This is a genomic window from Holophagales bacterium (assembly GCA_016719485.1).
Classification (GTDB): Bacteria; Acidobacteriota; Thermoanaerobaculia; order UBA5066; family UBA5066; genus UBA5066.
Genome location: JADJZB010000004.1, coordinates 330,033 through 356,478, shown reverse-complemented (window position 1 = coordinate 356,478; position 26,446 = coordinate 330,033). Strand labels below are relative to the sequence as shown.

Below are 26,446 nucleotides of genomic sequence, written 5' to 3'. Positions count from 1 at the left end.
GCGTATCCGGTGCGCCCCCCTCGGGACTTCCGAAGAGGTTCGGTCGCTACGAGGTCATTCGAGAGCTGGGTAAAGGCGCGATGGGCGTCGTCTACCTCGGCCGCGACCCCGTCATCGGCCGGCTGGTTGCCCTGAAGACGATCCGCGCCGTCAGCGAAGACGACGTCGAGCAGCGCGAGTTCCAGGAGCGTTTCCTGCGCGAGGCCCAGGCGGCGGGCATCCTTTCGCACCCCAACATCGTCACGGTGCACGACGTCGGGGAAGACTCCTCGACCGAGACGTCGTTCATCGCGATGGAGTACGTCGAGGGCAAGAACCTCAAGCAGCTCCTTTCCGAGAGGACGCCGTACTCGGCAGAGCGCACTGCCGAGATCGTCGGGCAGGTGGCCGAGGCTCTCGACTACGCGCACCGGCGCGGCATCGTCCACCGGGACGTCAAGCCGGCCAACATCATCATCACCCCCGAAGGCCAGGTGAAGATCACCGACTTCGGGATCGCCAAGACCGAGAAGTCGAACCTCACCACGACGGGGCAGTTCCTCGGGACGCCGAACTACATGTCGCCCGAGCAGGTGACGGGCGACGCGGTCGACGGCCGCAGCGACCTCTTCTCCCTCGGCGTCGTCCTCTACGAGCTTCTCACCAGGAAGAAGCCCTTCACGGCCGACAACCTCACGTCGATCTCCTACAAGATCGTCCACGAGCAGTTCGTGCCGCCCGAGACGTACGACGCCTCGATCCCCCCGGAGTTCACGACGGTTCTCGAAAGGGCCCTGTCGAAGGACGCCGGCGAGAGGTTCCAGCGCGGCAACGACTTCGCCCTCGCGCTGTACGAGTTCAAGGCGCGCGAGGAGGAGCGGCAGATGCTCCGCGATCTCGGTCAGATGGTCGCCGAAGCCGAGAAGCTCGGGTCCGTCGCCGCGGTCACGGCGCCCCCCTCGCCCCTCGCTCAGCCCTCGACGCCGCCTCCGCCGGAACCGACGCCGGCCGGCGGGCGCTCGCCGTTCGACATTCTCGGCGCCGCCCCGGCGCCGTACGCGGTACGCCCGGACGAGGACGAGCTCGCCACGCGCGAAGTCGTCCGGCCCCTTCCGGCCACGGCCTACGTCGCTCCGTCCGGTGCGCCGGCCGAGGTCGCGAACGCGGGGGCGACGGGTCCTGCGAACGACTGGCAGCTCGACGAGCCGACGCGCTCGAAGAAGGCCCCTCCTCCGCCTCCCCCTCTCGCCCTGCCTCCCGATGACGAGGTTTCCGACGTCGACGCCTCGCTTCCCGGACCCGAGGTGGTGGAAGCCGCCGTCGCGCCTCCCCGGGGGCTCGCCGTCTCCCCGCTCGACGACGTCCCTTCGGCTCCCGGGCTCTCCGAAGACCACCCGGACGGTGCTACGGAGATCATCCAGATCGGCGGGCTCGCCGGCTTCGTGCCACCCTCGGGCGGCACCGACCGGCCAACTGAGATCCTCAGGGCCATCCCGCCGCCCGCGACGGTGCCAGAGGCGCCAGCGGCGCCCGTCTCGATGGCCCCCCCCCCGCAGCCGGCGTTCGTCGACCGGCCGACGGAGATCCTCCAGGCGCTTCCCCCGCTCATCGAGAAGAAACCAGCGGAAGAGCCCGAGGATCTGCCTCTGGCGCTGCCGGTCCCCCCGCCGTCCGGTTCCGACCGGCCGACCGAGATCCTGCGGAGTCCGTTCCCGCCCACCTCGCCCGTTTCCTCCGGGCCAGCGCCATCCGACAGAGACGAGGAAGGCGCCACCGAGCGGATCGTGGATGCGATGAAGCTCGTGGCCGCGGGCGCGCCCGCGGCGAAGGCTCCCTCGCCGCCGGTTTCGACGGCCGCCCCCCCGCCGAAGCCGGTCCCGCCAGCGCCCTCGGCGAAACGGCCGATCCCGGCACCGGCGCCGAAGGCCCCTGCGCCGGCTCCGCCTCCGCCCGCGGCGCCCCTCCCCCCCGTCGAGCTCGCTCCGATTCCGGAGCCGCCTCCGAAGCCCCCGAGCGTGCCCCAGCCCCTCATGAAGAGGTCGATCAACGGGAAGTTCGTCGCGCTGATCATCGGGCTCGTCCTGGTCGCCGCCGGTATCACCGCCGGGATGCTCTGGTCGAAGAAGGTGAAGATCGACGAGCAGGCGATCGTCGACGAGGTCAGGGAGCGCGAGGTCCAGGAGCTCAAGAGCCTCATGGACGACGGGAATCGCCTCCTCGCCGGAGGAAGCGCAGGGCAGGCCGTCGAGAAGTTCCGCGAGGTCATCCGCCGCAAGCCGGACTCGGAGGCCGCCCGGGACGCCCTGGCCCGCGCGGAAGAGCAGGCCCGGACGATGCAGGCGGGACAGGAGACCGAAAAGGAGATCGAGACGCGCCTGGCCTCGGCCCGCGCAGCCGCGGAAACCGGGAGCTTCGACACCGCTCTCAACGAGCTCTCCGCCGTCCTCCTTCTCCAGCCCGAGAACGCGGATGCGCTCTCGATTCGAGAATCCGTGAAGGCGGCTCAGGCCGAGCAGGCGGCCATCGAGAAGAAGGCCGCGGCGGAGCTCGCGAAGAAGAAGAGGCCCACCCCGGTGCCGACGGCGGTGCGCGTCGTCCAGCCCGTCGTGCCGGTGGAGCAGCCGAAGCCCGCGACGCCGACGCCCGGGAGCGCGCGTATCAGGATCGCCTTCCAGAGCCCGGCTCCCGAGGGCTACGTGATGATCCGCCGCAACGACAAGGAGGTCTTCCGCCGCCAGTTCGACTTCGGGCGGAAGAGCGCTGGCGGCCTCGTCGAGGGGACCATCGAGGTCCCGTCGGGACCCGCGAGCTTCAAGGCCTGGGCGATACCGACGAACCGGGCGTTCAACGGGTACGAGACCGCCGACCTCGTCATCCCCGGCGGCGAGACTCGGACCCTCGTCCTCGAGCTGAATGCAGCCAGCAAGCTCGTCCTCTCGCTCCGCTAGATTTCATCTCGGCCTCGCTGCCGCCCTCGTCGCCCTGCTGAGCGACGGGGGCGGGCTCGCCGCAGCCGAAGGGGACGCTCCCTTCGGCGCGGCCCGCGTTCTCACTTCGCGTCGCGGGATGGTCGTCTCCGCAGCGCCCGAGGCCTCGAAGGCCGGCGCCGAGATCCTCGCGGCCGGCGGGAACGCGATCGACGCCGCCGTCGCGTCGGCGCTCGCCCTCGCCGTCGTCTACCCGCAGGCAGGAAACCTCGCGGGGGGAGGGTTCCTCGTCGCGAGGAGCCCGGACGGCACCGTCCGGGCGCTCGACTTCCGCGAGACGGCCCCTGCCCGTGCGGGTCGCGACATGTTCCTCGGTCCCGACGGCCGGCCCGTCCCGAAGTCCTCCACGACCACCGCCCTCGCCGTCGCCACGCCGGGCTCCGTGCGCGGCTACGCCGAGGCGCACCGGCGCCTCGGGCGCCTCTCGTGGGAGGAGGTCGTAGCTCCGGCCGAGCGCCTCGCACGCGAGGGGTTCCGGGTCTCGGTCGGGCTCTCGAGGGACCTGGCCGAGTCGCGAGAGCTCCTCACGCGTTGGGAGGAGACGCGACGGCTCTTTTTCCCGGAAGGGGAACCGCTCGCGGGCGGCGCGCTGCTCCGGCAGCCTGAACTCGCATCGACCCTCGCCCGGATCGCGAGAGAGGGTCCGGAGGCGTTCCATCGAGGAGACGTGGCCGCGCGTCTCGTCGCGTTCGTGAAGGCTCACGGCGGAGTCCTCGCGCAGGAGGACCTCGCGGGCTACGCGCCCGTCTGGAGGGTCCCCGAAGAGATCCGGTACGGTCGGCTCGTCGTCCACACGATGCCGTTGCCGTCGTCGGCAGGGCAGATCCTGCGGTCGGTGCTCGCGCAGCTCGAGGTCGCCCGGGGGCTCGCGAGAGGTCTCGACGCGGATTCGTATCACCTGCTCCTCGAGGCCGAGCGGCGAGCCTACGCGGACCGTAACCGCTGGCTCGGCGACGGTGACTGCAGCGTCGTCCCGCTCGGGGAGATCCTCGCGCCGGCGCGGCTCGCCGCGCTCGGAGCGTCGATCGATCCGGCGCGCGCGACGCCCTCGACCCGTGTGGGGGCCTCTCTCCCGCGCGAATCGGAGGAGACGACGCACCTCTCGGTCGCCACGCCGGACGGAGGTGCGGTGTCGCTCACGACCACCTTGAACGGCTCCTTCGGGAACGGCGCCATCGTTCCGGGGATCGGCGTCCTGCTGAACAACGAGATGGACGACTTCGCGATCGCGCCCGGCGTCGCGAACCTCTACGGCCTCGTCCAGGGGAGCGTGAACGAGGTGCGGCCCGGTGCGCGGCCGCTCTCCTCGATGTCGCCCGTCATCGTGGAGGAGGAGGGCCGGCCGCTCCTCGTCATCGGCTCGCCCGGCGGGTCCACGATCCCGACGACGGTCCTGCAGGTGCTCCTGCGCGCCACCGGCGGGGAGAGCCTCGCGTCCGCGGTGGCCGCGCCGCGCCTTCACCACCAGCACACTCCCGACGTGGTGTCCTTCGAGAAGGGCGGGGCTCCGGAGGCCCTCCGGGAGTCTCTGCGCGCGCGGGGGCACGTCCTCACGGAGCGGGGCCCGATCGGGAAAGTCCACGCGATCGTTTTCGACCGTGATGGACGCCTCACGGGTGCCGCCGACCCGCGCGGCGAGGGCGCTCCCGCGGCGCCTTGAGGGTCCGGCGGCTTCCCTTCCGCAAATGCTCGTGCTATCTTCCGCGTCCGCGCTTTTCTCGGGGCGTAGCGCAGCCTGGTAGCGCACACGGTTCGGGACCGTGGGGTCGGAGGTTCGAATCCTCTCGCCCCGACCATTTCAGCCGACGACCCCGCCTCCCGAGCGGGGTCTTTTTCCTTTAGGCTTCCGGAGACGCAGAACCCGTTTCGCGGCCGGGCGGCAGGGAAGGAGAACCGATGGGCAGTGGTGGCGTCTCGGTGACGGTCGACGGTACGGCCGCGACGGTCACGTTCTGGCGGCCTCCCGAGAACGTCTTCGACCGCGAGACGGTGTCGGCGCTCGAGGCCCGGGTGCGGGAGGTGGCGCGCCGCCGGGACATCCGGCTCGTAGCGCTGGCCGCGCGCGGCGAGGACTTCTGCAACGGGACGGAGATTCTCCTGCCCGAGGGAGGGCAGGCCGAGGCCCTCTTCTCGGCGTGGCATTCTCTCGTGCGGTTCCTCCTGACGACGGAGGTCCCGACGTGCGCGCTCGTCCAGGGGCGCGCTCTCGGCGCCGGCGCCGAGCTCGCGCTCGCCTGCGACTTCGTTTTCGCCGAGACGACGGCGACCTTCGGCTTTCCCGAGATCCACCGGGGATCCTTTCCGCCCGTGGCATCGGTGCTTCTCGAGCGCCGGACGGGCCGCACGAAGGCGGCCGACCTGATCCTCTGCGGGGCGGCGATGACGGCCGAGGCGGCCGAACGCCGCGGTCTCGTGAACGCCCTGGTCAACCCGGGGGACCTGGTCGAGGCGCTCGACACGATGCGGGCTCGCCTGGAGACCCTCTCGGCCTCTTCGCTCCGGCTCGCCAAGCGTGCGCTGAACCAGGGCTCGAGCGGGGACCCGCTCTCGGCCCTCTCCGCCGTCGAGCGGACGTGGACGCGCGAACTGCTTCGGACGGAGGACGCGATCGAGGGAATCCGCGCGGCCCTCGAGGGCCGGCCGCCTGTCTGGAAGGACCGCTAGAGACAGGAACCCCCGCCCCGGGGAAAGGGTCCCCGGGGCGGGGGGAGGAAGGAGACGGCGCCACGGAGGGAGCGTGTCGCCTACCGGGGACGAGCAGAACGGATCGGACTCACCCTTCGCCGAGGAGTGTCGGTTCCCTCCGAGACCTAACGCCCCCCTCGGGCGGGCGGTTCGACGACTTCGACGAAGGCCGAGAGGGCCGGTGCACCGTCGGCCCAGAGCGTGACGCCGACCGGACCCGCTTCGGGAACCCCGGCGGGAAGACGGACCGCGAGATCGGCCGAGGCCCCCGAGGCGACGGGCTGGTCACCGCTGTCCCATAGGACCGACCCGGAGTTGGCGCGCAGGACGACCCTCCAGGTCTTCGCGTCGGAAGGCGCGAGAGACCGGGGAAAGACGAGGACGAGAGGCGATCCGGCGGCCCGTTCCACCCTCCGGGCACCGATGCCCTCGCCCGACGGCGCCTGCAGTACGACGGCCGGAGTGCCCGGCACGACGCCGCCGCTACCTGCCGTGACCGCGGAAGGCGCCGGCGTGTTCAGCTCGGCGCGAAGCGCCGAGAGCTGCTGCTTCAGTCGAAGGGCGGTGACGAGAGAGGCGAGGAGCAGGACACAGAGCAGCGCGAATGCGACGACAGTTCCGGTCCGGCCCGGGAAGAGCCCGCCCCCGGAGGAGGGGGAGGCCTCCCGGCCGTGCCGCTTCAGGCCCTGGTCGCGGGCGATCCTGAGGCGGAGCCGGGTCGTCGTCTCCACCCGCTCGCGGTAGTACGGCGTGGCGAGCAGGGCCTTCTCGAAACGGCGGCGGTCGGCGTCGGAGAGTCGTCCGAGAACATAGTCGGAGACGAGAAGGTCCTCCTCGGCTTCGACGCGATCGAGAAGATCGTCGTCGGCGAAGTACGACTCCTCGAACCTGGCCCGTTCGGCGTCGGCGAGATTCCTGAGGAGGTACTCGCGAATACGTCCACGCTCGACGGCGGGCTCGCGGCTCACGGGTTCTCCCCATCGTCGGTCGGGTTCCGGGCCGCTTCTTCCCGCATGGCGCGAACGGCGGAGCGCGCCTCCGTGCTGTCCATGCGCTTGCGGAGCTCTCGTTTGGCCCGGTAGACGCGCATGTCGACGGCGTCCGTCGTGATTCCCTCTTCGCGCGCGATCGTCCGGGAGGGGATTTCCTCGACGAACCGCCGGACGAGGAGGACCTTCATGCGCGCGGGGAGAAGCTCGAGGGCCTTCCGGACGATGAGCTTCCGGCTGCTCGCGAGAGCGTCGGAGAGGGGGTCTTCCGTCCCGGCGAGATCGAGGACACCCGACAGCCCCTCGTGCTTGTTCGCGCGCTGGACCCGGCGGCAGTATTCGAGGAAGACGTTCTTGGCGACACCCAGCGAGAAGGCCTCGGGAGAATCGAGAGGCTGGTCCCCCCGGCTCACGCGCTGGAGGACCCTCAGGAGCGTTTCCTGAGCGAGGTCGAGAGCTTCGTCTTCGGTCCGCACGCCCCGCGAAAGGAAGAACCGCCTCAGCTTCTCGGGCAGGCGGCCGAGCTCGGCTTCGAACGGGTCTGCCCAGGGGGGAGTCGGCATCGTCTTCAACACACGAGAAGCAAGGCCCGGGCCTCGCCGGGTGTCCTGTCCGGAGGATTCTAAGCCGCTTCTTTGTGAATGGGAGCTGTACCGAATAAATCTACTGTTCAATCGCAACTTTCCATAAAAAATAAGGCAATTTTCGATTTTGTCTTTACTACTATGGGTCATTTCGGGGATATATCGGTGTCCGTCGTTCTCGCAAGACGCGGCGGCACCGCAAAGGACGCGTCGGGTCTTGACTTGCGTTTTGTTTGCGCCATACTCTATCCTGAAACGTGAATGCAGAGCCTAATTTTGTAAGGTGAAATGCTGGAAGGACAGAATTTCATATGGCGATTCGGCCGAATCTAACCGAAAGACAGCAGGAGATCGTCACTTTCATTCGGGAGTACCGATCCAGGAGAGGAATCGCCCCGACCCAGCGAGAGATCTGCGAGCATTTCGGGTATTCCTCTTTCGGGACGCTCCAGAAGCATCTGCGGCTCCTCCTCGAGAAGGGAGTGCTCGTTCGGGACTGGAACCAGCGCCGGTCGCTGGACGTCGCGGATGACGCGGTCCCGGTCGCGGCATTCGAGATCCCTCTCCTCGGCAGGATCGCTGCGGGAAGTCCGATCGAGGTGCTTCCGGGCGACGATCGCATTCACGTGCCCGAGTCGCTCACGCGGAAGGGGGAGAACTTCGTCCTCCTGGTCAGCGGTGAGTCGATGGTCGACGAGGGGATCCGCGACGGCGACTGGGTCGTCGTCCACCGCCGGACCCGCGCGGAAAACGGGGAGATGGTCGCGGCCCTCGTCAACGGCGAAGCGACCCTGAAGCGCCTCTACCGTGAGGCGGGGGGGCACGTCCGGCTGCAACCCTCGAACGAGACACTGTCGCCGATCCGGGCCCGCGAGGAAGACGTTCAGGTCCAGGGAATCGTCGTCGGCTTGATGCGGCGCTACTGAATCCTCCACGTCGCCCGGGCGGTAGCGACGGCACCGAGGGCGACACTTCGAGGGCCCCTCCGCACCTGGATCTCGAAAAAGGTCCATCCCCGTGGCGCGAATATTGCTTGCTTGACGGTTCGGAGATCGTCACCCATATTCCGATCATCCTCGGGGAGCTCCTCGCAGTCGGCCAAGGTTGGCGCGAGATCGGCGTTTCTGCCCCGGATTACCGCAAGCCCTTGAAGAATGGAGTTTTATGGAACGACGAGACGAAGAGCCCCCTGAGACCTCTGACCGGCGGAACCGAGGGGTGGCCCTTCGGATCGCCGGAGCCGGTCTCGCGTCGGTTCTCGCCCTTGGCGTCCCGACGGACGGGAGCGGACGCGTCAGCGCCGGGGGGCCTGCGCTTCTGAATCCGGCGACCCTGCCGGGCTTCTCGACGCTACCGGCCGGCTGGCCGGGTCCCGCTCCGGCTCTCAGGACCTCGTTCGAAGCCGACATCTGGTCCACCGTCCACGCCGCTTGCCAGAGGCACGGGATCCTCGAGGAGGCGGTGACGATGTACCACGTACTCTGGGAGGAAAGCCGCCTCACGTCGGGAGTCACCTCGCCCTGTGGCCGCTACTACGGCATCGGCCAGTTCACCCCCTCCACATTTCGGCACAACGTCGGGGTGATGAGGCGGCTCGGACTGATCTGGGGAGACGAGGAGTGGTCCCCGTACGAGCCTGCACAGGCGATCGAGGTGATGGCCTGGATGTGGAGCCAGGGGTACCACGACCACTGGGGTCCCTATCGCCGCGTGATCCGCAAGTTGGCTTCGGCCCGGACCTCCTCCCGTCTAAACTGACGATGTGACCCCGCGCCCCGGAGGGCGTCGCGGCTGCAGGGCCGCCGCCGTCGCTGCACTCGGCCTCCTCGTGGGGACTGGTGCCGTGCCCGGGGCCGAGGGACGGGAACCGGCACCGGAGAGCCCGACGGGCCGACGGGCGGTCCTCGAGAGCGCCGCTTCTCTCGCCCCCTTTTTCGACCGGCTCGAGGCGCTGGAGAGGGGCGAAGCGCGGCAGGTCCGGGTCCTGTGGCTGGGCGACTCGCACGTCGCGGCCGACCTCCTCTGCGGGCAGGCGAGGCGCCGTCTCCAGGCCAGGTTCGGAGACGCCGGCGCCGGGCTCGTCATGCCCGGGAACCCGTGGCGCTACTTCCACCACGACAGGGCGCGAAGCCGCGGGGACGGCGGCTTCGAGACGACGGGGCTGGCGCCCGACGTCGTCGACCCGCTGGTAGGGCTCTGGGGAGTCGCCCTCGCCCCTCGTGCCGACGGGAGCGCGAGCGTGCTGGCCAGCTTCGCCGAGGCCGAGGTCGTGGCGCTCGCGCCCTCCGGGGAAGGATGCCTGTCCATCTCGGTCGATGGCGTGACGGCCTTCGGCGGCGACGTCGGCGAGGCCGTCGACGGAACCTCCTCGCCGTGTGCGCGCGTCGACGGGGCGATCCTGCGCGGCGGCGCGGTCGTGGCCTTCGTCGACACGGTGGACGCCGGCGACGTGCCGCGGACCCTCGCCGTCAGCGCCGCCTGCGGTGGGGCGGTGCGCATCCTGGGCGTCGACCTTCGAAGCGGCCGGGGGGGGATCCTCGTCGACTCCGTCGGGATCAACGGCGCCGAGATCGGCTGGCTCGGCAGGCCCGATCGCGAGTTGCGTCGTGTCCTTCTCGAGCGGCTCGACCCGGCCCTCGTCGTCGTCTCCTTCGGGACCAACGACATGGGGCGGCCCGATATCCTCCCGGAGGAGTTCGAGTCCGCCGCGGCCGACCTCCTGCGAGGGCTGCGCGAAGACGCACCGGACGCGGCCGTCCTCGTCGCCGGGCCGCTCGACCGCGAGAGCCGGTCGAAGCGGGTCTCCCGTCTCCTCTCCGTCAACGAGCCCGCAGTGATTCGCGCCCTCAGGTCGGCCGCCCTGGCGTCGGGCGCCGCCTTCGTCGATCAGCGCGCCATCATGGGAGGCGACGGCTCCATACGGGCCTGGGCACGCCGGGGCCTGGCGGCGCGCGACCTCGTCCACCTGAGCCGCGGCGGCTACGGGAGAGTGGCCGACACGCTCGTCGACGGCCTCCTTCGAGCGTACGCGGCGCACGCGGCCGCGGAGCCCGGCCGGTGAGCCTCGCCGAGCCGCTCTACCTCGTCTTCCTCGCGATCGCGGTTCTCGGCGCGAGATTCGTCGGCAACCGGGCGCCGCGGGCGCTCGTCCTCGTCCCGCTCAGCCTCGTCTTCTACGCGACCTGGAATCCGCTCGCGCTGCTCCCCCTCCTGGCGACGGCCGCCGTCGACTTCCACGTCTCGCGGGCGCTCGTGGGCACGGATCGGCCGGCCCTGCGCCGTGCGCTCGTGGCGACGAGCGTCGTCGTCGACCTCGGACTCCTGTCCGCCTTCAAGTACTCGGGGCTCCTCGCACGGGCGGCGGCCCCGCTCGTCGGGCGTGCGGACGACGCGGCGTGGCCGCCGTTCACCCTCGTCCTCGCCGCGGGGATCTCCTTCTACACGTTCCAGTCGCTCGGCTGCGTCCTCGACGTCTACCGCCGGGACGAGGAGCCGCCCGCCCGCTTCCTCGACTACCTCGCCTTCGTCTCCTTCTTCCCCACGCTTCTCGCGGGGCCGATCACCCGCGCGGGGACGTTCTTTCCGCAGGCGGCACGTCCTCTCGTCCCGCTCTCGGACGCCGACGGGAGCCGCGCCCTCTTCCGGATCGGCCTCGGCCTGGCGAAGAAGCTCCTGATCGCCGACGTCCTCGCCGTGAACCTCGTCGACCGCGTGTTCGAGGTGCCGGGGCTCTTCACGTCGGCGGAGGCGGCCCTCGCGACGTACGGCTACGCCGTCCAGATCTGGGCCGACTTCTCCGGCTACAGCGACATCGCCCTCGGGTCGGCCCTCCTTCTCGGCTTCCGCCTGAAGGAGAACTTCGACTCCCCGTACCGCTCCGCCGACCTGGCGGAGTTCTGGCGGCGCTGGCACATCTCGCTCTCCACGTGGCTGCGCGACTACCTCTTCTTCTCGCTCCCGGGAAACCGGCGCGGGGGCGCGGCGCCCTACGCGAACCTCGTCGTCACGTTCGTCCTGGGCGGCCTCTGGCACGGGACGACGTGGGCCTTCGCGGGCTGGGGCCTGATCCACGGCGCGGGCCTCGCGATCCAGAGGCTCTTCGAATCGCGACGGCGGCGCGGCGTGGCGCCGCGCTCCGGGTGGAGGCGCGCCCTGGGTATCGTCGTGACTTTCCACGTCGTCTCGTTTGCCTGGATCCTCTTCCGCAGCGAGAGCACCGAGGCGGCACGTGCGTTCCTCAGGGTCCTCTTCGCCGGCACGGGAGGCGTCGGGAACGTGCCCTTCGCCGCCGCGGCGGCTCTCGTCCTCGGCCTCGCGGCGCACTTCGTCCCCGCCCGGTGGCACGGGGCGGCCGAGGTCCGGTTCGCCGTCCTCCCGTCGGTCGCCCAGGCGGGGCTCTTCCTCGCCCTGCTCGCCACGATCCGTCTGTCGGCCGGGGCCTCCGTCGCCCCGTTCGTCTACTTCAGGTTCTGAGGACGTCGTGCGAGAGACGGACCGGTTCCCCAGGCTCGCGGGCACCGCGCTCCTCGTCGCTCTCGGCGCGCTCGTTCCGTACCTGGCGCCCGGGATGGAGCGCCTTCGCCTCGTCTCCCCCGCGGACCTCGCCCGCGTGACGGGGTCCTTCCGCGGCGCGCCGCGCGCCCCGCTCGTGAAGCGAAACGAAACCGCGATTGTGGTCACGGGGCCGGCCCCCGGGCAACGCCCACAGGAGGTTGCCGCACCGCCGCTGCCATACAGCCAACGCCGCCGCGTCCACGCCGCGGCACCGCCCCTCGTGCCGATCGAGGACCCGTCGAACGAGCTCGGACGCTTCTTCGCGAGGCTCGAGCCGGTCGAGGAGAGGCGGACCGGCGCCCTCGTGCGGATCACCCACCTCGGGGACTCGCCGCTCACCGGCGACCTCATCTCGGGAGAGGCGCGTCAGATACTCCAGGCGGAGCTGGGAGACGGAGGGCCGGGGTTCGTCCTCGTCGCGAAGCCGTGGGGCTGGTACGGTCACCAGGGCATCTCGATCCACGCGAAGGGGTGGGTCGCGAGGAGCCCGCTCCTCTCGCCCGGGAACGGAGGGCACCACGGCCTCGGCCTCGTGTCGTTCACGAGCGCGTCCGGCTCGGCCCGGAGCGAGATCCGGCGCGAGGCCGGGACGTTCGCCCGCGCGGACGTGACGTTCACCGCGGCTCCCGGAGGGGGCACGCTCCTCGTCTCGCTCGACGGAGGCCCGGAGGAAGAGGTCTCCACCTCGGCTTCCCGGCGAGGGACGGGACACTTCGCTGCGGCCGCTCCGGGCGGTGCGGGACGCATCGTCCTTCGGCCGAAGGGCGACGGAGAGGTGACGCTGCACGGTGTCGTCCTCGAGACCGGCGGACCCGGCGTCGTCTACGACGCCATCGGCGCGAACGGCGCCTCGATCCACGCGCTGAACCTGCTCGACGAGGAAGGCTGGGTCGAGGCGCTCGCGCTGCGCGGGAGCGACCTCGTCATCCTGAACTACGGGACGAACGAGAGCAGCATGGAAGGGATCGGAGGGCCGCGCTACGAGCGGGAGTACGCCCGCACGATCGGCCGGGTGCGCAGGGCGCTGCCGGGCGCATCCGTCCTCGTCATGGCGCCGATGGACCGCGGGGTGCGGCTCGCGGACGGAAGCGTCGGGACGATGCCGTCGATCCGGCGCCTCGTCGCGGTCCAGCGGCGCATCGCGCGGGAGAACGCCTGCGCGTTCTTCGACACGTTTACCGCGATGGGAGGAGAAGGGACGATGGGACGCTGGTACGAGAGCGCGCCGCGCCTCGTCACGGGAGACTTCACCCACACGACGAAGGCGGGCTCGGACCGCGTGGCGAGGCTCCTCGTCGGAGCGCTGCGCGCCGCGCGGGCGGTCAGCCCGTCACGCGCAGCAGGGCCGCCCCCCAGCTGAAACCGGCGCCGAACGCAGCCAGGACGACGCGGGAGCCGGGCCGGAGGAGGCCCTGCTCCGACGCCTCGGAGAGCGCGAGGAGGACCGAGGCCGCCGACGTGTTCCCGACCCGGTCCACGTTCACGAAGAGCTTCTCCTCGCCGAGGTCGAGCGAACGGGCGACACCCCGGAGCAGGTTCAGGTTCGCCTGGTGGAGGACGTAGAGGTCGACGTCGGCGGGCGAGAGCCCCTGCGGCTCGAGGACCGACCGGATCGCCGCCGGGAGCTTGCGGCTCGCCTGAAGGATCACCGTCCGGCCGTCCATGACGAGCGGCCCGCCTGCGCAGAGCGCGAGAGCGTCGGCGAACGTCCCGTCGCTCCCGAGCCGGACGTCGACGACGGCGATCGGCCCGTCCCCCGGCGCGACGACGCACGCGCCCGCGCCGTCGCCGAAGAGGATCGCCGTCTCCTTCGCGAGCGGGGCGCGGAGGAGGACGCGCGACATCTCCTCGGCGCCCGCGGCGAGGACGGGCCCGGTCCGGGGGCAGAGGTCGACCGCGAGCGCGAGGGCGAAGAGGCCGCCCACGCTCGCGAGCGGAACGTCGAACGCCGGGATCCCGGGAGCCCCGAGAAGCCGCTGCAGGTCGGCCGAGACTCCCGGAAAGGCCCGCGGGGCGCTTCCCGTCCCGACGACGATCGCCCCGAGCCGCGCGGGCGCGAGGTCGGCCTGCGCGAGAGCGTTCCGCGCGGCCCGTTCCACCAGCGACGCGGCCGTCTCTCCTTCCGAGATCCAACGCCGCTCGCGGATGCCGCAGGCGCCGAGGATCCACTCCTCCGTGACGCAGAGCCGCGCCGCGAGCTCCGACGACGGGACCACCCGCTCGGGCAGGGCGTGGCCGAGGCCGGCGAGGTGCGCCACGGCCGTCAGGCGGCGCGCGCCGCGAAGTACGCTTCGATCTTCGCGAGCGTCTCGAACCGGCGCGGCGTCAGGTCGGCGTCGGGGACCTTCACGCCGAAGGCCTCCTCGAGGCGCGCGACCGCGTCCATCAGCCCGAACGAGTCGAGGACGCCGAGCTCGAAGAGCGAGGCGTCGGCGTCGTCCGGAATTGGAGCCCGGGCGAGGGGCTCGAGAGTCCGGCGGATCTTCTCTCCTCTGGGCGTCATGCGGCCGTGCAGTCTATCGGACCGGCGGAGCGTCCGCGCCGTCCGGTCCGACGAGGTGGACGGTGCGGGTCGGGAAGGCGAAGCTCGTTCCGGCCCGCTCCACGACCTCCATGACACCGAGCAGGATCTCCTGGCGGATCTGGCGGAACTCGCCGAAGTCGGTCGTCTGGAACCACGCCATCACCTCGACGTTCAGGGACGAGTCTGCGAACGCCAGAAGGCGGACGACGACGACGTCGGGCCAGACCTTCGGGTGCGCGCGGAGGATCTCTTCGATGCCGGCCAGGACCTCCCTCAGCTGGCGCGCCGTCGTCGAATACTGGAGCGCGAGGACCGCGTTCAGGCGGATCCGGTCCCTCTCGGCGAACGTCTCGATCTGCATGTCGGCGAGCTTGCCGTTCGGGATCGTCACGACCGTCCGGTCGAGCGTCCGGATCCTCGTGGAGCGCAGGCCGATCCTCTCGACCGTTCCCTCGACCCCGCCGGCCTTCACGTAGTCATCGACGCGCAGAGGCTGGTCGACACCGATGGAGATCGCGCCGAAGAAGTTCTCGACGGTCTTCTGCGCGGCGAAGGCGATGGCGATGCCGCCGATGCCGAGGCCGGCCAGGACGCTGTTGACCGGGATGCCGAGCGCGCCGAGCGCGGCGAGCGCGCCGATGCTGACGATGAAGACCCTTCCGAACGTCACCGAGAAGTGGAGGAACGAGCGCGCCCCGGCATTCGCCGTCGCCCACGGCGCCTCGGCGAGAACGTCTCCGGTCACGGTCACGGCGCGCAGCGCCGCCCAGAAGAAGACGACGATCGCCGCGGCCTTCAGGATCTGGACGGCGAACTCCTCGGCCGGGTCGTAGAGGCCGAGAAAGGAGAGGCCGGCGCGCATGAGGACGAGCGTCGACGCCAGGGCGAACGGGCCCCTCATCCGCCGGAGGAGCGCTTCGTCCCAGACCGTCTTCGTGCGGGCCGCGAGCCTGAGAAGCGCCTTCCTCGAGGCCCAGCCGACGACGCGCCCGGCCAGCCAGACCGGGTAGATGAGCGCGAGGACGACGATCCACTGCCACCAGAGGAGCTCCATCGGACCGGGCCGCAGGAGCGCGGCGGGGATCCGGTCGAGGACGGTGTGGTTGTCGAGGCCGGTGTACCAGGCGGGAACGCGGGCGACCGTGCTCCGGGAGAAGACCCAGATCGTCCCTTCGCCCCGGACCTTCCTGGCGAGCCGGACCGGTTCGGGCTTGCCGGTGAGGCCCGTGATCGATCCGAGCTCCTCGAGCTCCGGCGGCAGGCCGTCGTCGTCGTGGCCGCCGGGAAGGGGAGAGACCTTCGTGAGGTCGATCCAGAGGTTGCGGTCCAGGACGAGCTTGAGCTTGCGGGCGAGCTCGGGGCCCCGCTTCTCGAGGCTCGCGGGAACGTCCAGGAAGCGCGCGGCCTCCTCGTACCGACCCATCCGGGCCAGGCTGAGGTACTCCGCGACGGCCGAGCGCGGAGCGTCCGGCAGGGTCTCGGGAACGGGTGTCGGAGTCGGGGTGGCAGAGCCGAAGAACCCCTTCGGCAGGCCGGGAAGCTGGGCCGCGGCCGGTCCGGCCGACGTCAGGCCGGCGGCGAGAGCGAAGAGGCCGGCGAGGCCGGCGCGGACGAAGGCAGGCACGGGACGAGGTCGCACCGCGTCAATACAGCACGTGCGCACCGGAGCGGTCAAGGCCGGTCGCGAGGGGTCACCTCTCGACGAGCGTCACGGGGACCTCGAGGTCCTTGCCTTCGCGGCGGAGGGTCGTCTTCACGATCTGCCCGGGGGTCATCCCCTTCAGCTGCTCCGAGAAGTCGCGAAGGCTCGCAACGTCCCTCCCGTCGAGCTTCAGAACGACGTCGCCCGGCTTCACGCCGGCCTTCTCCGCGGGGGACCCGGGAACGACGCCCTCGACCTTCACGCCGGGCCCTTCGAAAGAGAAGTCGGGCATCGTCCCGAAGCTGACCCTCCGGGCCGGGGGAGCGGCGCTCCCGGCGGGAACCGGAGATCCCGCCACCGGAACGGCGGGAGAAGCGGGCGCGCCCGGAGCCGTCTTCGGCGCGATCGACACCGTCAGCGGTTCCGCGCGCCCTGCCAGCCAGGAGACGAGCTCCTTCGTCACCGTGGCGACTTTCGCCAGGCCCGCGACGTCGATCTTCTCCGCGGAGTCGGAGGGGCGGTGGTAGTCGGCGTGCGGTCCCGTGAAGAGCTGGACCGCCGGAATGCCGGCCTCGACGAAGCTGACGTGATCCGAGGACTCGAGTGTCTCCGGCACGGCCTTCGTCTCGACGCCCGTCACCCAGGTGGCGCCGCGCACCGCGTGGATCCACTCGCCGGCCGTCCCGGTGCCGAGGACCTGCAGCTTTCCCGTGCCGAGACGTCCGACCGTGTCGAGGTTCACCGCGGCCAGCGTCCTGGCGGCCGGGAACGGAGAGGGTCCGGCGACCCACCGCTTCGAGCCGAGGCGCCCCGCCTCCTCGCCCGTCACGGACAGGAAGACGACGTTCCTCTTCGGTTTCTCGTCCTTCATCGCCCGCGCCAGCTCGAGGAGCACGGCCACGCCGCTCGCGTTGTCGTCCGCTCCGGGGTGGACCTGCCCCTCGGAACCCTTGCGCGCGTCGGGCCATCCCCGGCCGAGGTGGTCGAAGTGCGCCACGACGACGACGGACTGGTCCTTCCACGCCGGGTCGGTCCCGGGGAGAAGGCCCGCCACGTTGACGACGTCGGCCGGTCCGCCCGCGGCGGTCCTCTCGACCCGGAAGCGCTGGAGGAAACCGCCGTCGTCTCCCGCCGGCGAGAGGCCCGCCGCTTTCATCTGCGCGGCGACGTACTCCGCGGCCGCGCGCTCGCCGGGGGTCCCGAGGCCGCGGCCTTCGAGTCCGGGCGCGGCGAGTGCGGCGACGTGCGCGGCGAGGCGCGCCTGGGAGAACGCAGGCGGCAGCTCCGCGAGGGCGCGACGCGTCTCCGGCGCGAACGCCGGCATCGCCGCGCCGCGCTTCTGGGCGGGGCGCAGGTCGGCGCGCAGCGGCGAGTCGCTTTCCGGCCACTGTCCTTTCAGGACGTTGACCGGTTCGGTGCCGTCGAACCCGACGTACGAGTACTTGCCGTAGTGGGGGAGCTTGCGACCCAGACCGGGGAGCGCGGCGGGCGGATCGCCGAAGAGCCAGCCGACGGCCTTCGCCGCGTTCCCGGGGTGGCGCGCGACGAAGACGAACGTGTGCCCCGCGAGCGCGGTCTTCTCGCCGAGCGCCGTCAGGTCGCTGGCGTCGAGCGTGAGCCCCTCCTGCTCCCCGAAGAGGGACGCGTGCCTGTTCCCCTTCCCGACGACCCACACGGCGCGGTCCGCGGGGAACGCCTCGACCTCGGCGTCGCGCTTCACCTCGATGCCGTGCGTGGGCGTCTCCCACCCCTTCAGCAGCGCGCGCCACGCGGCCTCTTCCTCGTTGGCGAGGCCCGACGGGAGGACGGCGAGGACCTTCGGCTCGCCGAAGAGCTGCCCGATCGACGGCGGGATCTCCCTCGGGTCGAGCTTGCGGAAGACGTCGAACTGCGGATCGGCCGCGAGGCCGAGCGGCTCGGCGTCGGTGCGCACCTCGAAAGAGGCCTCGCGCCCGTCCAGCTTCACGACCTGCCGGACGGTCCCCGTGGCCGTCACGACGGCGACGGGGACCTCGAGCGCGAACGGTGCGTCCTGCTGGGCCTGCCGGAGCGTCCCGGTCACCGTCCAGCCCGCGCCGGCTCTCGCGGTCGTCGCCGGGCCGAGAGCGAGCTCGGCCGCCCCGGCCCGCGTGACCCACGGGTCGAAGAGGCCGGCGAGCGGCGTGCCGGAAACGGCCTCGGCCGTCCGCCGGAAGTCGTCGAACGTCGCGCGCCTGCCGCGGAGGTCGGCGTAGAAGCGGGAGAGGACCTTGCGGAACGTGGCGTCGCCCAGGTGGCGCCGGACCATGTGGAAGCCCATGAGCGCCTTGCCGTAGCCGACCGCTTCCGTCGCGGCGCTCTCGCGCCCGCGGAACTCGGTGAGCGGGAAGTCGCGGCCGTCGCGGACGTAGCTGAGGTACTTCTGGAGCGTCCCGCGGCGGTACTCCTCGCCCTTGCCGCGCTGCTCCTGGATCAGGTGGTCGGCGAGGTAGGCCGTCAGCCCCTCGCACCAGTTCCCCTTCGCGTAGTCGACGAAGACCGAGTTTCCCCACCAGTTGTGGAGGATCTCGTGCGGGTAGGAGGAGGTGAGGATGAACGGGAAGCGGATCACCTGAGGCCCGAGGAGCGTGAACGAGGCCATCCCGTACCCCGTCTCCCAGAAGTTCTCGACGAGCGCGAACTTCCCGTACGGGTAGGGGCCGATCAGGCCGCGGTACATCTCGAGGTACTGCGCCGTGGCGGCGAGGTACTTCGCGGCGATCGCGTCGTCCTTCTCGCGGAGAAAGGCGAGCGTCTCGACCTCGCCGGCGCGGTCGCGCCAGGCGTGGAGCGGTCCTCCCACGAGGTAGACCTCGTCGACGGGGCCCTTCGAGTCCCAGCGCGCCGTGCCGCCGGCGTCGCGGGCGGTCCCGTCCCCCTGGGACACGACCTGCCAGCCCGCGGGCGCCTTCGCCGTCATCCGGAAGCTGACGAGCGCCTCTCCGAAGGCGGGAATCCAGAAGGTGCTCCCGGCGAGGTAGATCCCCTCGGGGCCGATCGTTCCGGGCGTCTCCCGGAAGCCCCGCTGGTACTCCTCCTTCGGCGCCGAAAGGTCGTTTCTGACGACGCCTTCGTACGTCAGGCCGATCGTCGCGGGCGACCCTTTCGCGCGGAAACGCTTCAGCGGGACGCGCCGCGGGGCCTCGGTGGCCGCCGCGTTGTTCCCGAAGAACGCGCTCACGTCGCCGAGCGCAACCTCCACGACCGCCGGCTCGGACTTCACGACCTTCAGCGCGGCGTTCAGGAGGAACTCCGGTTTCGCGCCCGCGGGAAGCGTGGCGGTGGCTGCGACCCGGAGGTGGCCCGTCCCGGGGATGAACGACACGTCGAGCTCCCAGGCAACGGCGGGGGAGACCGGGATCGCCGTGGGAGAGGGCTGTCCCTCTGCGGCGGCAGGCCCCGGGAGGAGCGCAGCGCCCAGGAGCGCGACGGCGAGGGCCTTTGCACGGGCACCGGTAAGGCGCGCGCCGCTTCTCCTCACTTCTTCTCGCCTTCGGGCTTCGCCGGCTCGGGGAGCCTGCGCGCGAGCCTGGCGACGAGCGTCACCTTCTCATCGCCCCGCTTCACGTCGAAGGAGGCCGTGTCGGACCAGCGCTTCTGGGCCATGAGCCGGTTCAGCGTTCCCTTCTCCTTGAGCGATGCCCCGTCCATCGCGAGAAGGAGGTCGCCCACCTTGAAGCCCGCGATCTCGGCGACCGAGTCCTTCTCGACGTTGATGACTGGCCAGCCCTCGGAGCCGTCCTTCGGGTCGCGCGTGGAAAAGCCGAGCACCGGGTAGGCCGGATCGGTTTCCTTCGGCACGCCCCAGACGAAGTCCGCGTACGAGGCGCGGACCTTCGCCGGGCGATCCTTCTCGTCGAGGACGGCGATCGGGATGATCGAGGCCGAGGCCCCGGAGAACCAGAGCGCGGCCTGCCGCTCGGCGCCGAGCCCGTACGCGACGTGCCCGGAGCCGATGAGGACGACCATCACGGCGTTCGGATCGTTCGCCTTCTTCAGCGCCGAGACGGCGTTCCACGCCATCGCGGCGTCCCAGGTGCACTGCGCGCGGAACATCCCGTCCCACATCGCCTCGGGCATCGAGGCCGCGTGCATCGAGTCCGCCTCGTCGAAGAACGCCTTGAAGAGCCGGCGGTGGTCGGCGTTCTCCGCGTCGATCTTCGGTGGCAGGAGGGCCTTCTGCTCGGCCGTGAGCCCGTCGAACCCCTTCCTGCGCACGTCGGAGACGAGCTCGCGCGGGACGTTCACTCCGTGGAGCGGAATCTTCGCGTCGCGGCAGAAGAGGAAGATGTCGCGGTAGTAGTTCCAGTGGTAGCCCCAGTTCCTGTACCAGCGGGACTTCTCGACGAACTCCTCCTCCGACAGAGTCCCTCCGTTCCAGAGGTCGAGGGCCGGCTGCTCGGCGACGGGAAACATCTCGAGGCCGACGAGGACCTTCCTCCCCGCCCGGTGCAGCTCCCGGATCACCTGCAGCTGGACGCGGTGGAACTCGGCGCTCGTGTGGCTCTCGCCGAGAAAGACGAGGCTCGCCTTCGAGAGTTTCTTCGCGACCTCGGCCGGCGTCAGCGCCGCCGCGGTCCGGGCGTCGGTCACGGTGTCGAGAGCGGGAGCGAGCGTCTTCTCCCGGCGGGCGGCATCGCCGAGCGGGAGGTCGAGGGCTGCGTCCTCGGCGCCCAGCGGAGCGGTGGCGAGAGCGAGAAGGAGGGCGGCGGCGAGCGAGGTGTGGCGTCTCATGGCGGCGAGGCGATCCTAAACCCGGCTCACCGCCCGGTGCGCCTGACCTCGACGCCGGCCCCGGAAAGCATCAGGCCGCCCCGAGGGGCGGCCTTCTTCTATCCCGGTCGGTTCCGGCGCTCAGGCGTCCGGATTCGGAGCTTCTGTCGGCTCGACGTTCTCGGCGTTCTCGACGATCCCGCCGGTCTCGTCGGTGGCGGCCTCGGGGGTCCCGCTCTTCTTCTCGAGCTTCTTGGCGAGCTTCTCCTCGCGCTTCTGCTTCTTGACGATTTCCCGTTGCCGCTTGCTGTGCGAGTAGTTGGGACGGCCCAAATGCCCACCTCCTGAATATGGCTTCGCAACGTGGGGCGGGCTGCCTGGTGGAAGCAGCGCCCCGAACTGCGCAGCGGAGGATAGCAGGCCCCGGTCGAATGTGTGCGGCTCATCTCCGGCGATCGCCGGCCGGGCCGGTACGCGGCAGGTCAGGCCCCGCCGGCGAGGCGCGGGTCCCGCGGGAACCGCGCGAGCCCTTCGGCCCGGAGGCGCGCCGCGGCGGCCGGCTCCTGCAGGATCCGGAGAGCCCGGACTCCGGTCGCGTAGCTGTCGGGACGCGGGACGTCGCGGACCATCTCCAGGACGACGCGGATCGCGTCGGGCCTCCGGTCCATCGAGGCGTAGGTCACGGCGAGCCCCACGCGCGCGTCGAGGCCCTGCGGAAAGACCTGGATCTCCGCGAGGAACTCCTTCTCGGCGTCCGCGGGCCTGTTCATCCGGGCGAAGAGGTCGCCGCGGAGGTAGTGGAATCCGGGCAGGCCCCCCAGCTCCTCGTCCCCTCCTGCCAGGGCCCGGACCTCGTCGGTGCGCGCGAGAGCGCCGGCGAGGTCGCCCCTGAGGCCCTGGATCCTGGCGAGGACGAGAAGCGCCCTCTTCGGCATGCGCCCGCCCGAGAGGGCCCGCTTCGCGGCCACTTCCGCTCCGGACAGGTTCCCCCGTGCCAGCTCGGCCCGCGCGATCACCTCGTCGGCGCTCGGGTCTCCCAGCTCCCGCGCGACATTCGCCTGCGCGAGCGCCTCGTCGGGTCGGCCGATCTGAAGGCAGAGGTTCGCCACGGCGAGGATGTAGTTCGTCTTCTCGGGCGGCGACAGCTCTACCGTCCTCTTCATCGCCGCGAGCGCGTCGTCGGGGCGCCCGAGCTGGACGAGCGCCTGTGCCAGGAGCTCCCAGGCGTCGATGACGCGCGGGTTCCTTTCGAGGAGCTCCTTCAGCGCCGCCGCAGCCTCCGCGGGACGGCCGGACTGGAGGTACCCGAGGCCTTCCTTGAGCCGCGTGAGGCTTGCGATCTCGTCCTTCGGGTCGGCGAGGGCGCCGGATGAGCCGGACGTCGTCATGCTCAGGTAGCCGAGCGAGGCGAGCTTCTTCGCGTGCTCCGGGTCGACGGCGGACGGGGCCTGGAACGGCGTGCGGCGTTTCTTCGCCTCGACGACGAAGGAGCGGAACGGGCCGGGTTTCTCCGCGGCCAGGTTCTTCGTTCCGCCCGGGTCCTTCTCGAGGTCGAAGAACTCCGGCTTCGGGGCGTCGACGTAGTGCCACTTCCCGTCGAGGACCGCGGCGAGCTCGCTCCAGCCGAAGCGGATCCGGGGGTAGAAGGTCTCGGCGTAGATCCGCCGTTCGGGCGCCTGCGCACCGTACGCGAGGGCCACGAGGTTCGCGAGCTCCGGGCGCGCGGGAGCGCCCTTCGCTCCCACCGCCTCCACGACCGTGGCGAAGACGTCGCTGATCTGCACCGGCGAGGAGACCGTCGTCCCGGCGAGGGCGTTCCCGGGGAGCTTGACGAGGAGAGGCACCTGGAGCGACTCGCGGTAGAGGAAGACGCCGTGCTCGTTCTCGCCGTGCTCACCGAGCCCTTCGCCGTGGTCGGAGAGGAAGACGACGAGGCTCTTGTCGTAGAGGCCGAGCGCCTTCAGCCTGTCGATCAGCGCTCCCACGACGGCGTCCGACGCGGCGACTTCCCCGTCGTAGGGCTGGGCGTACCGGCTCCGGAAAGGCTCGGGCGGCTCGTACGGGCTGTGGGGCTCGTAGACGTGGAGGAACGCGAGGAAGGGCGACGCCTTCTGCGTGTCGATCCACGTGTTGAGGATCGCGGCGCTCCGGAGGCCGGACCTCTGGACCCGGTTCATCGGGAGGCCGGCCTTCTCGGGCTCGATCGCGTCGTCCCAGAGGTCGAAGCCGCGCGAGATGCCGCTGGTTCCCTGAAGGACGACGCTCGAGACCGCCGCGCCGGTGGCGTAGCCCTCTTTCTTCAGGATCTCGGCCAGGGTCGGCAGACCCGCCGCGAGCCGATAGCCGGCGTTGTCGAGGAGGCCGTGGGCTCCCGGGAGCGTCCCGGTGAAGATCGAGGCGTGCGCCGGGAAGGTGAGCGGGACGTGGCTGTAGGCCCTCTCGAAGAGGACCGCGTCGTTGCGGAGGGCCGTCAGGGCCGGGGTCTCGACACCCGCGTAGCCGTAGAAGGGGAGCCGGTCGGAACGGAGCGTGTCGACGCAGACGAGGACGACGGGTGCCCCGGGAAAGGTCCGTGGGCCCTCCGGCCGGCGGCCCGGGCAGGCTGGCAGCGTCAGGGCGACGACGAGGAGTGCGAGCAGTCGGGGCGTCTTCATCGGCTCTCCGGCGGCGAGAGTAGCAGGAGGTTTGAGGCGGGAAGGCGAACGGCCGGCGGCGCGCGGACGACGGAAAAAGAAAAAGGGCCCCGGTCCGAAGACCGGGGCCCGAAAGACCGGGGGAGAAAGGACTAGAAGCGGACGCCGACCGACACGCGGTAGGTGCGCGGGGTCTGGTAGTGCGTGGAGGCCGTGGCCTGCCCGTAGGACGGTCCGTAGCCCCAGTTCGCGCCCGTGTTGCGCGCCCCGAACGTCGGGGTGGTCGTGAAGGGGTTGAAGGCGGCGTAGTTCGCCGAACGGTTGACGTTCGTCTCGATGAGCGTGTTGCCGTTGATCTGCGCGTCGTTGTTGAACGCGTTGAAGACCTGCGGCGAGAGGAAGAGCTCGACCGGACCGAAGAAGTAGCTGTAGTTCAGCTGGAGGTCGGTCCTCCAGACGTCGTCCCACTGGTTCGCGCCACGGCCGCTGAAGTAGTAGGTCTGGGAGGTCGGGGGGGTGCGGTAGCCGGGGTTCGTTACGTACGGCTGGATCCGGACGGTGCCGGAATCAGAGTAGGCCTGGCCGGTGTCGTAGGTCTGGATGATGGAGAGGTTGAGGGCGCCGAACGCCTTCGGAAGGGGAGCGTCCCAGCCGCCGTAGATGCGGACACGGTGGCGCTGGTCCTCCGGGAGGTCGCCGGTCGGGATCGCCCAGGCGAGGTCCCTGTACTCGGTGTAGTAGTTCAAACCGGTGCGGACCGGGCCGGAACCGGAGGTCTCACCCGTCACGTTGCCGTAGAGGTGCGAGTAGGTCCAGTTGCCGCCGATGTTGAGGGAGTCGAAGATCCGGTAGTTGCCGGACACCTGGAGGCCGTAGTAGGTCCGCTCGAGCGGGTCGTTCTCGTTCTTGACGAGGGAGAGGTCGAAAACGTTGCCCAGCGAGTCCGTGACCTGGCCGGTCGACATGTCGCGGACCTCGCCGTAGAAGTCGGCCCAGCTGCGGTAGACGCCGTCGACACGGAAGTTGCCGCGGGTGCCGATGGAGCCGGCGATGCCGGCCGTGAACTCGTCGACATAGGGCGACTTGAGAACGCCGTCGAACTGGACGTTGACGCCCGGGACGGAGACGGCGTCGGCCGTCTTGTTCGTCGGGTACTGCCCGGGACCCGTGATGCCGTACCAGCGGAAGACGGACTCGAGGGTCTGCGCGGGGGTGAGGTACGGGCCGGCGCCCGTGTTGATCTCGGGGCCCTCGTAGTAGTACTGGAAGTAGGCCGGGTTGCCAGCGGCGGACCCTGCGCCGACCTGGTTCTCCTGGATGCCGCCGACGTAGCGGGCGTAGCTCGCGTTGAAGCGGAGCCGGCCGTCCGCGAAGACGTCCCAGGTCGCGCCGAGGCGGGGGCTGAAGGCCGCGTCGTCAGCCGTCGTGGCGCCCCTGGAGTCCTGCGCGTCGTTCTTGTCGTACCGGACGCCGACGTTGAACGAGAAGTTGTTGTTGAGGCGCCAGGTGTCGTTCAGGAAGAAGGAGTACGTCCTGACGTTCGAGCCCTGCGAGAGGGTCGGGATGGGCCAGTACTCGAGGTAGGACGACGAGTCGATGATCGGGAAGACGTCCTGGCCGTCGATGATGACGTCCGCCGAATAGAACCAGTAGCTGTTGCCCGACTGGTAGTTGTTCGACTTGCGGACGCCGGTGAAGTCCTCGTAGCCAAGGACGATGTTGTGCGAGCCGAGCCCCTTCGTCGAGAGGAAGTAGGTCCCCTTGACGAGGAAGGCCTCGTTGTTGCGCTGCTCGGGGGAGCAGACGCCGCAGAAGACGGGCGAGTTGTACATCGCTCCGAGGCTCAGGTCGTACATCGCCGTCCCGCCGATGAGGTCGGTGAAGAGCGCGCCTGAGTTCTGGAACTCGAACTTCCTCTGGGAGTACTGCGCCTCGACGAACAGCTTGTCAGTCAGGACGCCGTTGTAGTTGAGCGCCAGGAGCGACTGGGGGAGCTGCCGCGTGTAGAGCTGGTCGAGGGTGAGGATCGGGATCGGCGTGTAGTAGTAGTTGCCCTGCTCACGCGCGACCTCGAGGTAGGAGCCGGTGAACGTGTGGTTCTGGAAGGGCGAGACGGTGAGCTTGCCCTCGAGCCGGGTCTCGTCGTCCGTCTGCGCGAACGGGATGTTCGTGAAGCGGGTCTGGTTGCCGACCTCGGAATTGCGGAGGCGGCCGGCGGCGAAGAACCAGACCTTGTCCTTCCAGATCGGCCCGCCGAGGGTGCCCTCGTACGTCGGGATGGTCTTGTCGACCTGGTTCTCGCCGAACGGGGTCTTGTCGTTCCAGTTGTCGTTGTCGAGGCTGACGCGGAAGGAGCCGCTGAAGTTGTTGCCGCCCGACTTCGTGATCGCGTTGATCACGCCGCCGGTGAAGCGGCCGTACTCGGCGGAGATGCCCGAGCTGGACGTCGTCGTCTCGGCGATCGCGTCCTCGATGAAGAGGTTGTTCGGCGTGCCGCGGATGTTGTCCATGACGTTGACGCCGTTCACCATGAACAGGTTGTCGAACGTCTGGCCGCCGGAGATCGTCGTGTTGCCCGTCTGCTGGCTCGTGGAGGCGCCGGGGGCGAGGAGGACCGACGAGAGAAGCGTCCGGGTGACCGGGAGCTTCTTCGTGAGGTCCGACGAGTAGGTCGTCGCGTTCTGGGTCGTCTGCGAGACCGTCTCGGCCGTGCCGACGACGACCGCCTCGGCCGCGACGGCGGCGAGGCTCATCTGGGCGTTGAGGACGGCCTGCTGGGCGGCGTTCGCCTTGACGGTCCGGGTGACCGTCTGGAAGCCGGACATCGTGAAGGAGATGGTGTAGTCGCCCGGGGGAAGGTTCGGGAAGACGAAGTCGCCGTTGGTCGAGGTGACCGCGGTACGGGTGCCCTGCAGCGCGGGCGACTTCGCAGTCACCGTGACGCCGGGAAGGCCCTGACCCTCGTTGATGACGCGACCGGAGATCATGCTCGTCGGAATCTGGGCGACCAACATGGACGCCATCAGGACGGGCAGGATGAGCGCGACCAGCCAGATACGGTGGGTTCTCATCGTGTAATGCCTCTCTCCTCTCTGGGAATGGGTTGACAGGGGTTGACGGAACTCCAGGTGGAATCGA

Annotated in this window: 18 protein-coding genes and 1 tRNA gene; 9 read left to right on the top strand and 10 right to left on the bottom strand. The window is 70.4% G+C overall.

Going from position 1 to position 26,446, the window contains the following annotated elements; translation table 11 throughout:
• The first annotated feature begins 80 nt into the window (after positions 1-80).
• The 4 genes from IPN03_04495 to IPN03_04480 all read left to right on the top strand — a co-directional run bounded on the left by IPN03_04495 (position 81) and on the right by IPN03_04480 (position 5,630).
• The gene (locus IPN03_04495; protein ID MBK9372988.1) at positions 81-2,927 is read left to right on the top strand and encodes a protein kinase; all 2,847 of its coding nucleotides are present in this window, start codon (positions 81-83) and stop codon (positions 2,925-2,927) included.
• 118 nt (positions 2,928-3,045) lie between these two features.
• On the top strand, positions 3,046-4,626 hold the full coding sequence (gene ggt, locus IPN03_04490) for a gamma-glutamyltransferase (GenBank protein ID MBK9372987.1): 1,581 nt from the start codon (positions 3,046-3,048) through the stop codon (positions 4,624-4,626).
• A 59-nt stretch (positions 4,627-4,685) separates the two neighbouring features.
• A tRNA-Pro gene (locus IPN03_04485) sits at positions 4,686-4,762 on the top strand.
• Positions 4,763-4,862: 100 nt separating this feature from the next.
• On the top strand, positions 4,863-5,630 hold the full coding sequence (locus tag IPN03_04480) for an enoyl-CoA hydratase/isomerase family protein (protein ID MBK9372986.1): 768 nt from the start codon (positions 4,863-4,865) through the stop codon (positions 5,628-5,630).
• Positions 5,631-5,776: 146 nt separating this feature from the next.
• On the opposite strand, the gene IPN03_04475 is transcribed toward IPN03_04480, so the two are convergent.
• Entirely contained in the window at positions 5,777-6,619 is an 843-nt protein-coding gene (locus IPN03_04475) for a hypothetical protein (GenBank protein ID MBK9372985.1), read from the bottom strand.
• Positions 6,616-7,203: a sigma-70 family RNA polymerase sigma factor gene (locus IPN03_04470; protein ID MBK9372984.1), complete on the bottom strand. Its 588-nt coding sequence runs from the start codon at positions 7,201-7,203 to the stop codon at positions 6,616-6,618. The genes IPN03_04475 and IPN03_04470 overlap by 4 nt, the downstream gene beginning before the upstream one ends.
• A gap of 332 nt (positions 7,204-7,535) precedes the next feature.
• On the opposite strand from IPN03_04470, the gene lexA reads away from it, so the two are divergent.
• The 5 genes from lexA (at position 7,536) to IPN03_04445 (ending at position 13,138) form a co-directional block, all read left to right on the top strand.
• Positions 7,536-8,150 (top strand): transcriptional repressor LexA, encoded by a 615-nt coding sequence (gene lexA / locus IPN03_04465; GenBank protein MBK9372983.1) that lies wholly within the window; start codon positions 7,536-7,538, stop codon positions 8,148-8,150.
• 292 nt (positions 8,151-8,442) lie between these two features.
• Positions 8,443-8,982: a hypothetical protein gene (locus IPN03_04460; protein MBK9372982.1), complete on the top strand. Its 540-nt coding sequence runs from the start codon at positions 8,443-8,445 to the stop codon at positions 8,980-8,982.
• 4 nt (positions 8,983-8,986) lie between these two features.
• The gene (locus IPN03_04455) at positions 8,987-10,285 is read left to right on the top strand and encodes a hypothetical protein (GenBank protein MBK9372981.1); all 1,299 of its coding nucleotides are present in this window, start codon (positions 8,987-8,989) and stop codon (positions 10,283-10,285) included.
• The gene (locus IPN03_04450; GenBank protein ID MBK9372980.1) at positions 10,282-11,697 is read left to right on the top strand and encodes an MBOAT family protein; all 1,416 of its coding nucleotides are present in this window, start codon (positions 10,282-10,284) and stop codon (positions 11,695-11,697) included. The genes IPN03_04455 and IPN03_04450 overlap by 4 nt, the downstream gene beginning before the upstream one ends.
• Before the next feature lie 7 nt (positions 11,698-11,704).
• Positions 11,705-13,138, top strand: a complete 1,434-nt coding sequence (locus IPN03_04445; protein MBK9372979.1) for a hypothetical protein — start codon at positions 11,705-11,707, stop codon at positions 13,136-13,138.
• Here the strand turns inward: IPN03_04445 and IPN03_04440 are convergent.
• From IPN03_04440 to IPN03_04405, 8 genes are all read right to left on the bottom strand, one after another.
• Positions 13,101-14,036, bottom strand: coding sequence for a ketoacyl-ACP synthase III (locus IPN03_04440; protein MBK9372978.1), 936 nt, complete (start codon positions 14,034-14,036; stop codon positions 13,101-13,103). The genes IPN03_04445 and IPN03_04440 overlap by 38 nt on opposite strands.
• 5 nt (positions 14,037-14,041) lie before the next feature.
• Positions 14,042-14,281: an acyl carrier protein gene (locus tag IPN03_04435; GenBank protein ID MBK9372977.1), complete on the bottom strand. Its 240-nt coding sequence runs from the start codon at positions 14,279-14,281 to the stop codon at positions 14,042-14,044.
• 13 nt (positions 14,282-14,294) lie between these two features.
• Positions 14,295-15,941, bottom strand: a complete 1,647-nt coding sequence (locus IPN03_04430; GenBank protein MBK9372976.1) for a mechanosensitive ion channel — start codon at positions 15,939-15,941, stop codon at positions 14,295-14,297.
• A gap of 52 nt (positions 15,942-15,993) precedes the next feature.
• Positions 15,994-19,443 (bottom strand): M20/M25/M40 family metallo-hydrolase, encoded by a 3,450-nt coding sequence (locus tag IPN03_04425; GenBank protein MBK9372975.1) that lies wholly within the window; start codon positions 19,441-19,443, stop codon positions 15,994-15,996.
• A complete protein-coding gene (locus IPN03_04420; protein MBK9372974.1) occupies positions 19,440-20,696 on the bottom strand; it encodes a ChaN family lipoprotein in 1,257 nt (418 codons plus the stop codon). The genes IPN03_04425 and IPN03_04420 overlap by 4 nt, the downstream gene beginning before the upstream one ends.
• 120 nt (positions 20,697-20,816) lie before the next feature.
• Complete coding sequence (locus IPN03_04415) at positions 20,817-21,008, bottom strand: hypothetical protein (GenBank protein ID MBK9372973.1); 192 nt, start codon at positions 21,006-21,008, stop codon at positions 20,817-20,819.
• A 149-nt stretch (positions 21,009-21,157) separates the two neighbouring features.
• Complete coding sequence (locus IPN03_04410) at positions 21,158-23,329, bottom strand: sulfatase-like hydrolase/transferase (protein MBK9372972.1); 2,172 nt, start codon at positions 23,327-23,329, stop codon at positions 21,158-21,160.
• A 131-nt stretch (positions 23,330-23,460) separates the two neighbouring features.
• Positions 23,461-26,379 (bottom strand): TonB-dependent receptor, encoded by a 2,919-nt coding sequence (locus IPN03_04405; GenBank protein MBK9372971.1) that lies wholly within the window; start codon positions 26,377-26,379, stop codon positions 23,461-23,463.
• Positions 26,380-26,446: the final 67 nt, after the last annotated feature.

What these genes read in the sequence shown, in the direction of transcription:
- IPN03_04495 (MBK9372988.1), top strand. Translation starts at nt 81, where the DNA reads ATGGGCGTCGTCTACCTCGGCCGCGACCCCGTCATCGGCCGGCTGGTT.
- ggt (MBK9372987.1), top strand. Translation starts at nt 3,046, where the DNA reads ATGGTCGTCTCCGCAGCGCCCGAGGCCTCGAAGGCCGGCGCCGAGATC.
- IPN03_04480 (MBK9372986.1), top strand. Translation starts at nt 4,863, where the DNA reads ATGGGCAGTGGTGGCGTCTCGGTGACGGTCGACGGTACGGCCGCGACG.
- IPN03_04470 (MBK9372984.1), bottom strand. Translation starts at nt 7,203, where the DNA reads ATGCCGACTCCCCCCTGGGCAGACCCGTTCGAAGCCGAGCTCGGCCGC.
- lexA (MBK9372983.1), top strand. Translation starts at nt 7,536, where the DNA reads ATGGCGATTCGGCCGAATCTAACCGAAAGACAGCAGGAGATCGTCACT.
- IPN03_04435 (MBK9372977.1), bottom strand. Translation starts at nt 14,281, where the DNA reads ATGACGCCCAGAGGAGAGAAGATCCGCCGGACTCTCGAGCCCCTCGCC.
- IPN03_04420 (MBK9372974.1), bottom strand. Translation starts at nt 20,696, where the DNA reads ATGAGACGCCACACCTCGCTCGCCGCCGCCCTCCTTCTCGCTCTCGCC.
- IPN03_04410 (MBK9372972.1), bottom strand. Translation starts at nt 23,329, where the DNA reads ATGAAGACGCCCCGACTGCTCGCACTCCTCGTCGTCGCCCTGACGCTG.
- IPN03_04405 (MBK9372971.1), bottom strand. Translation starts at nt 26,379, where the DNA reads ATGAGAACCCACCGTATCTGGCTGGTCGCGCTCATCCTGCCCGTCCTG.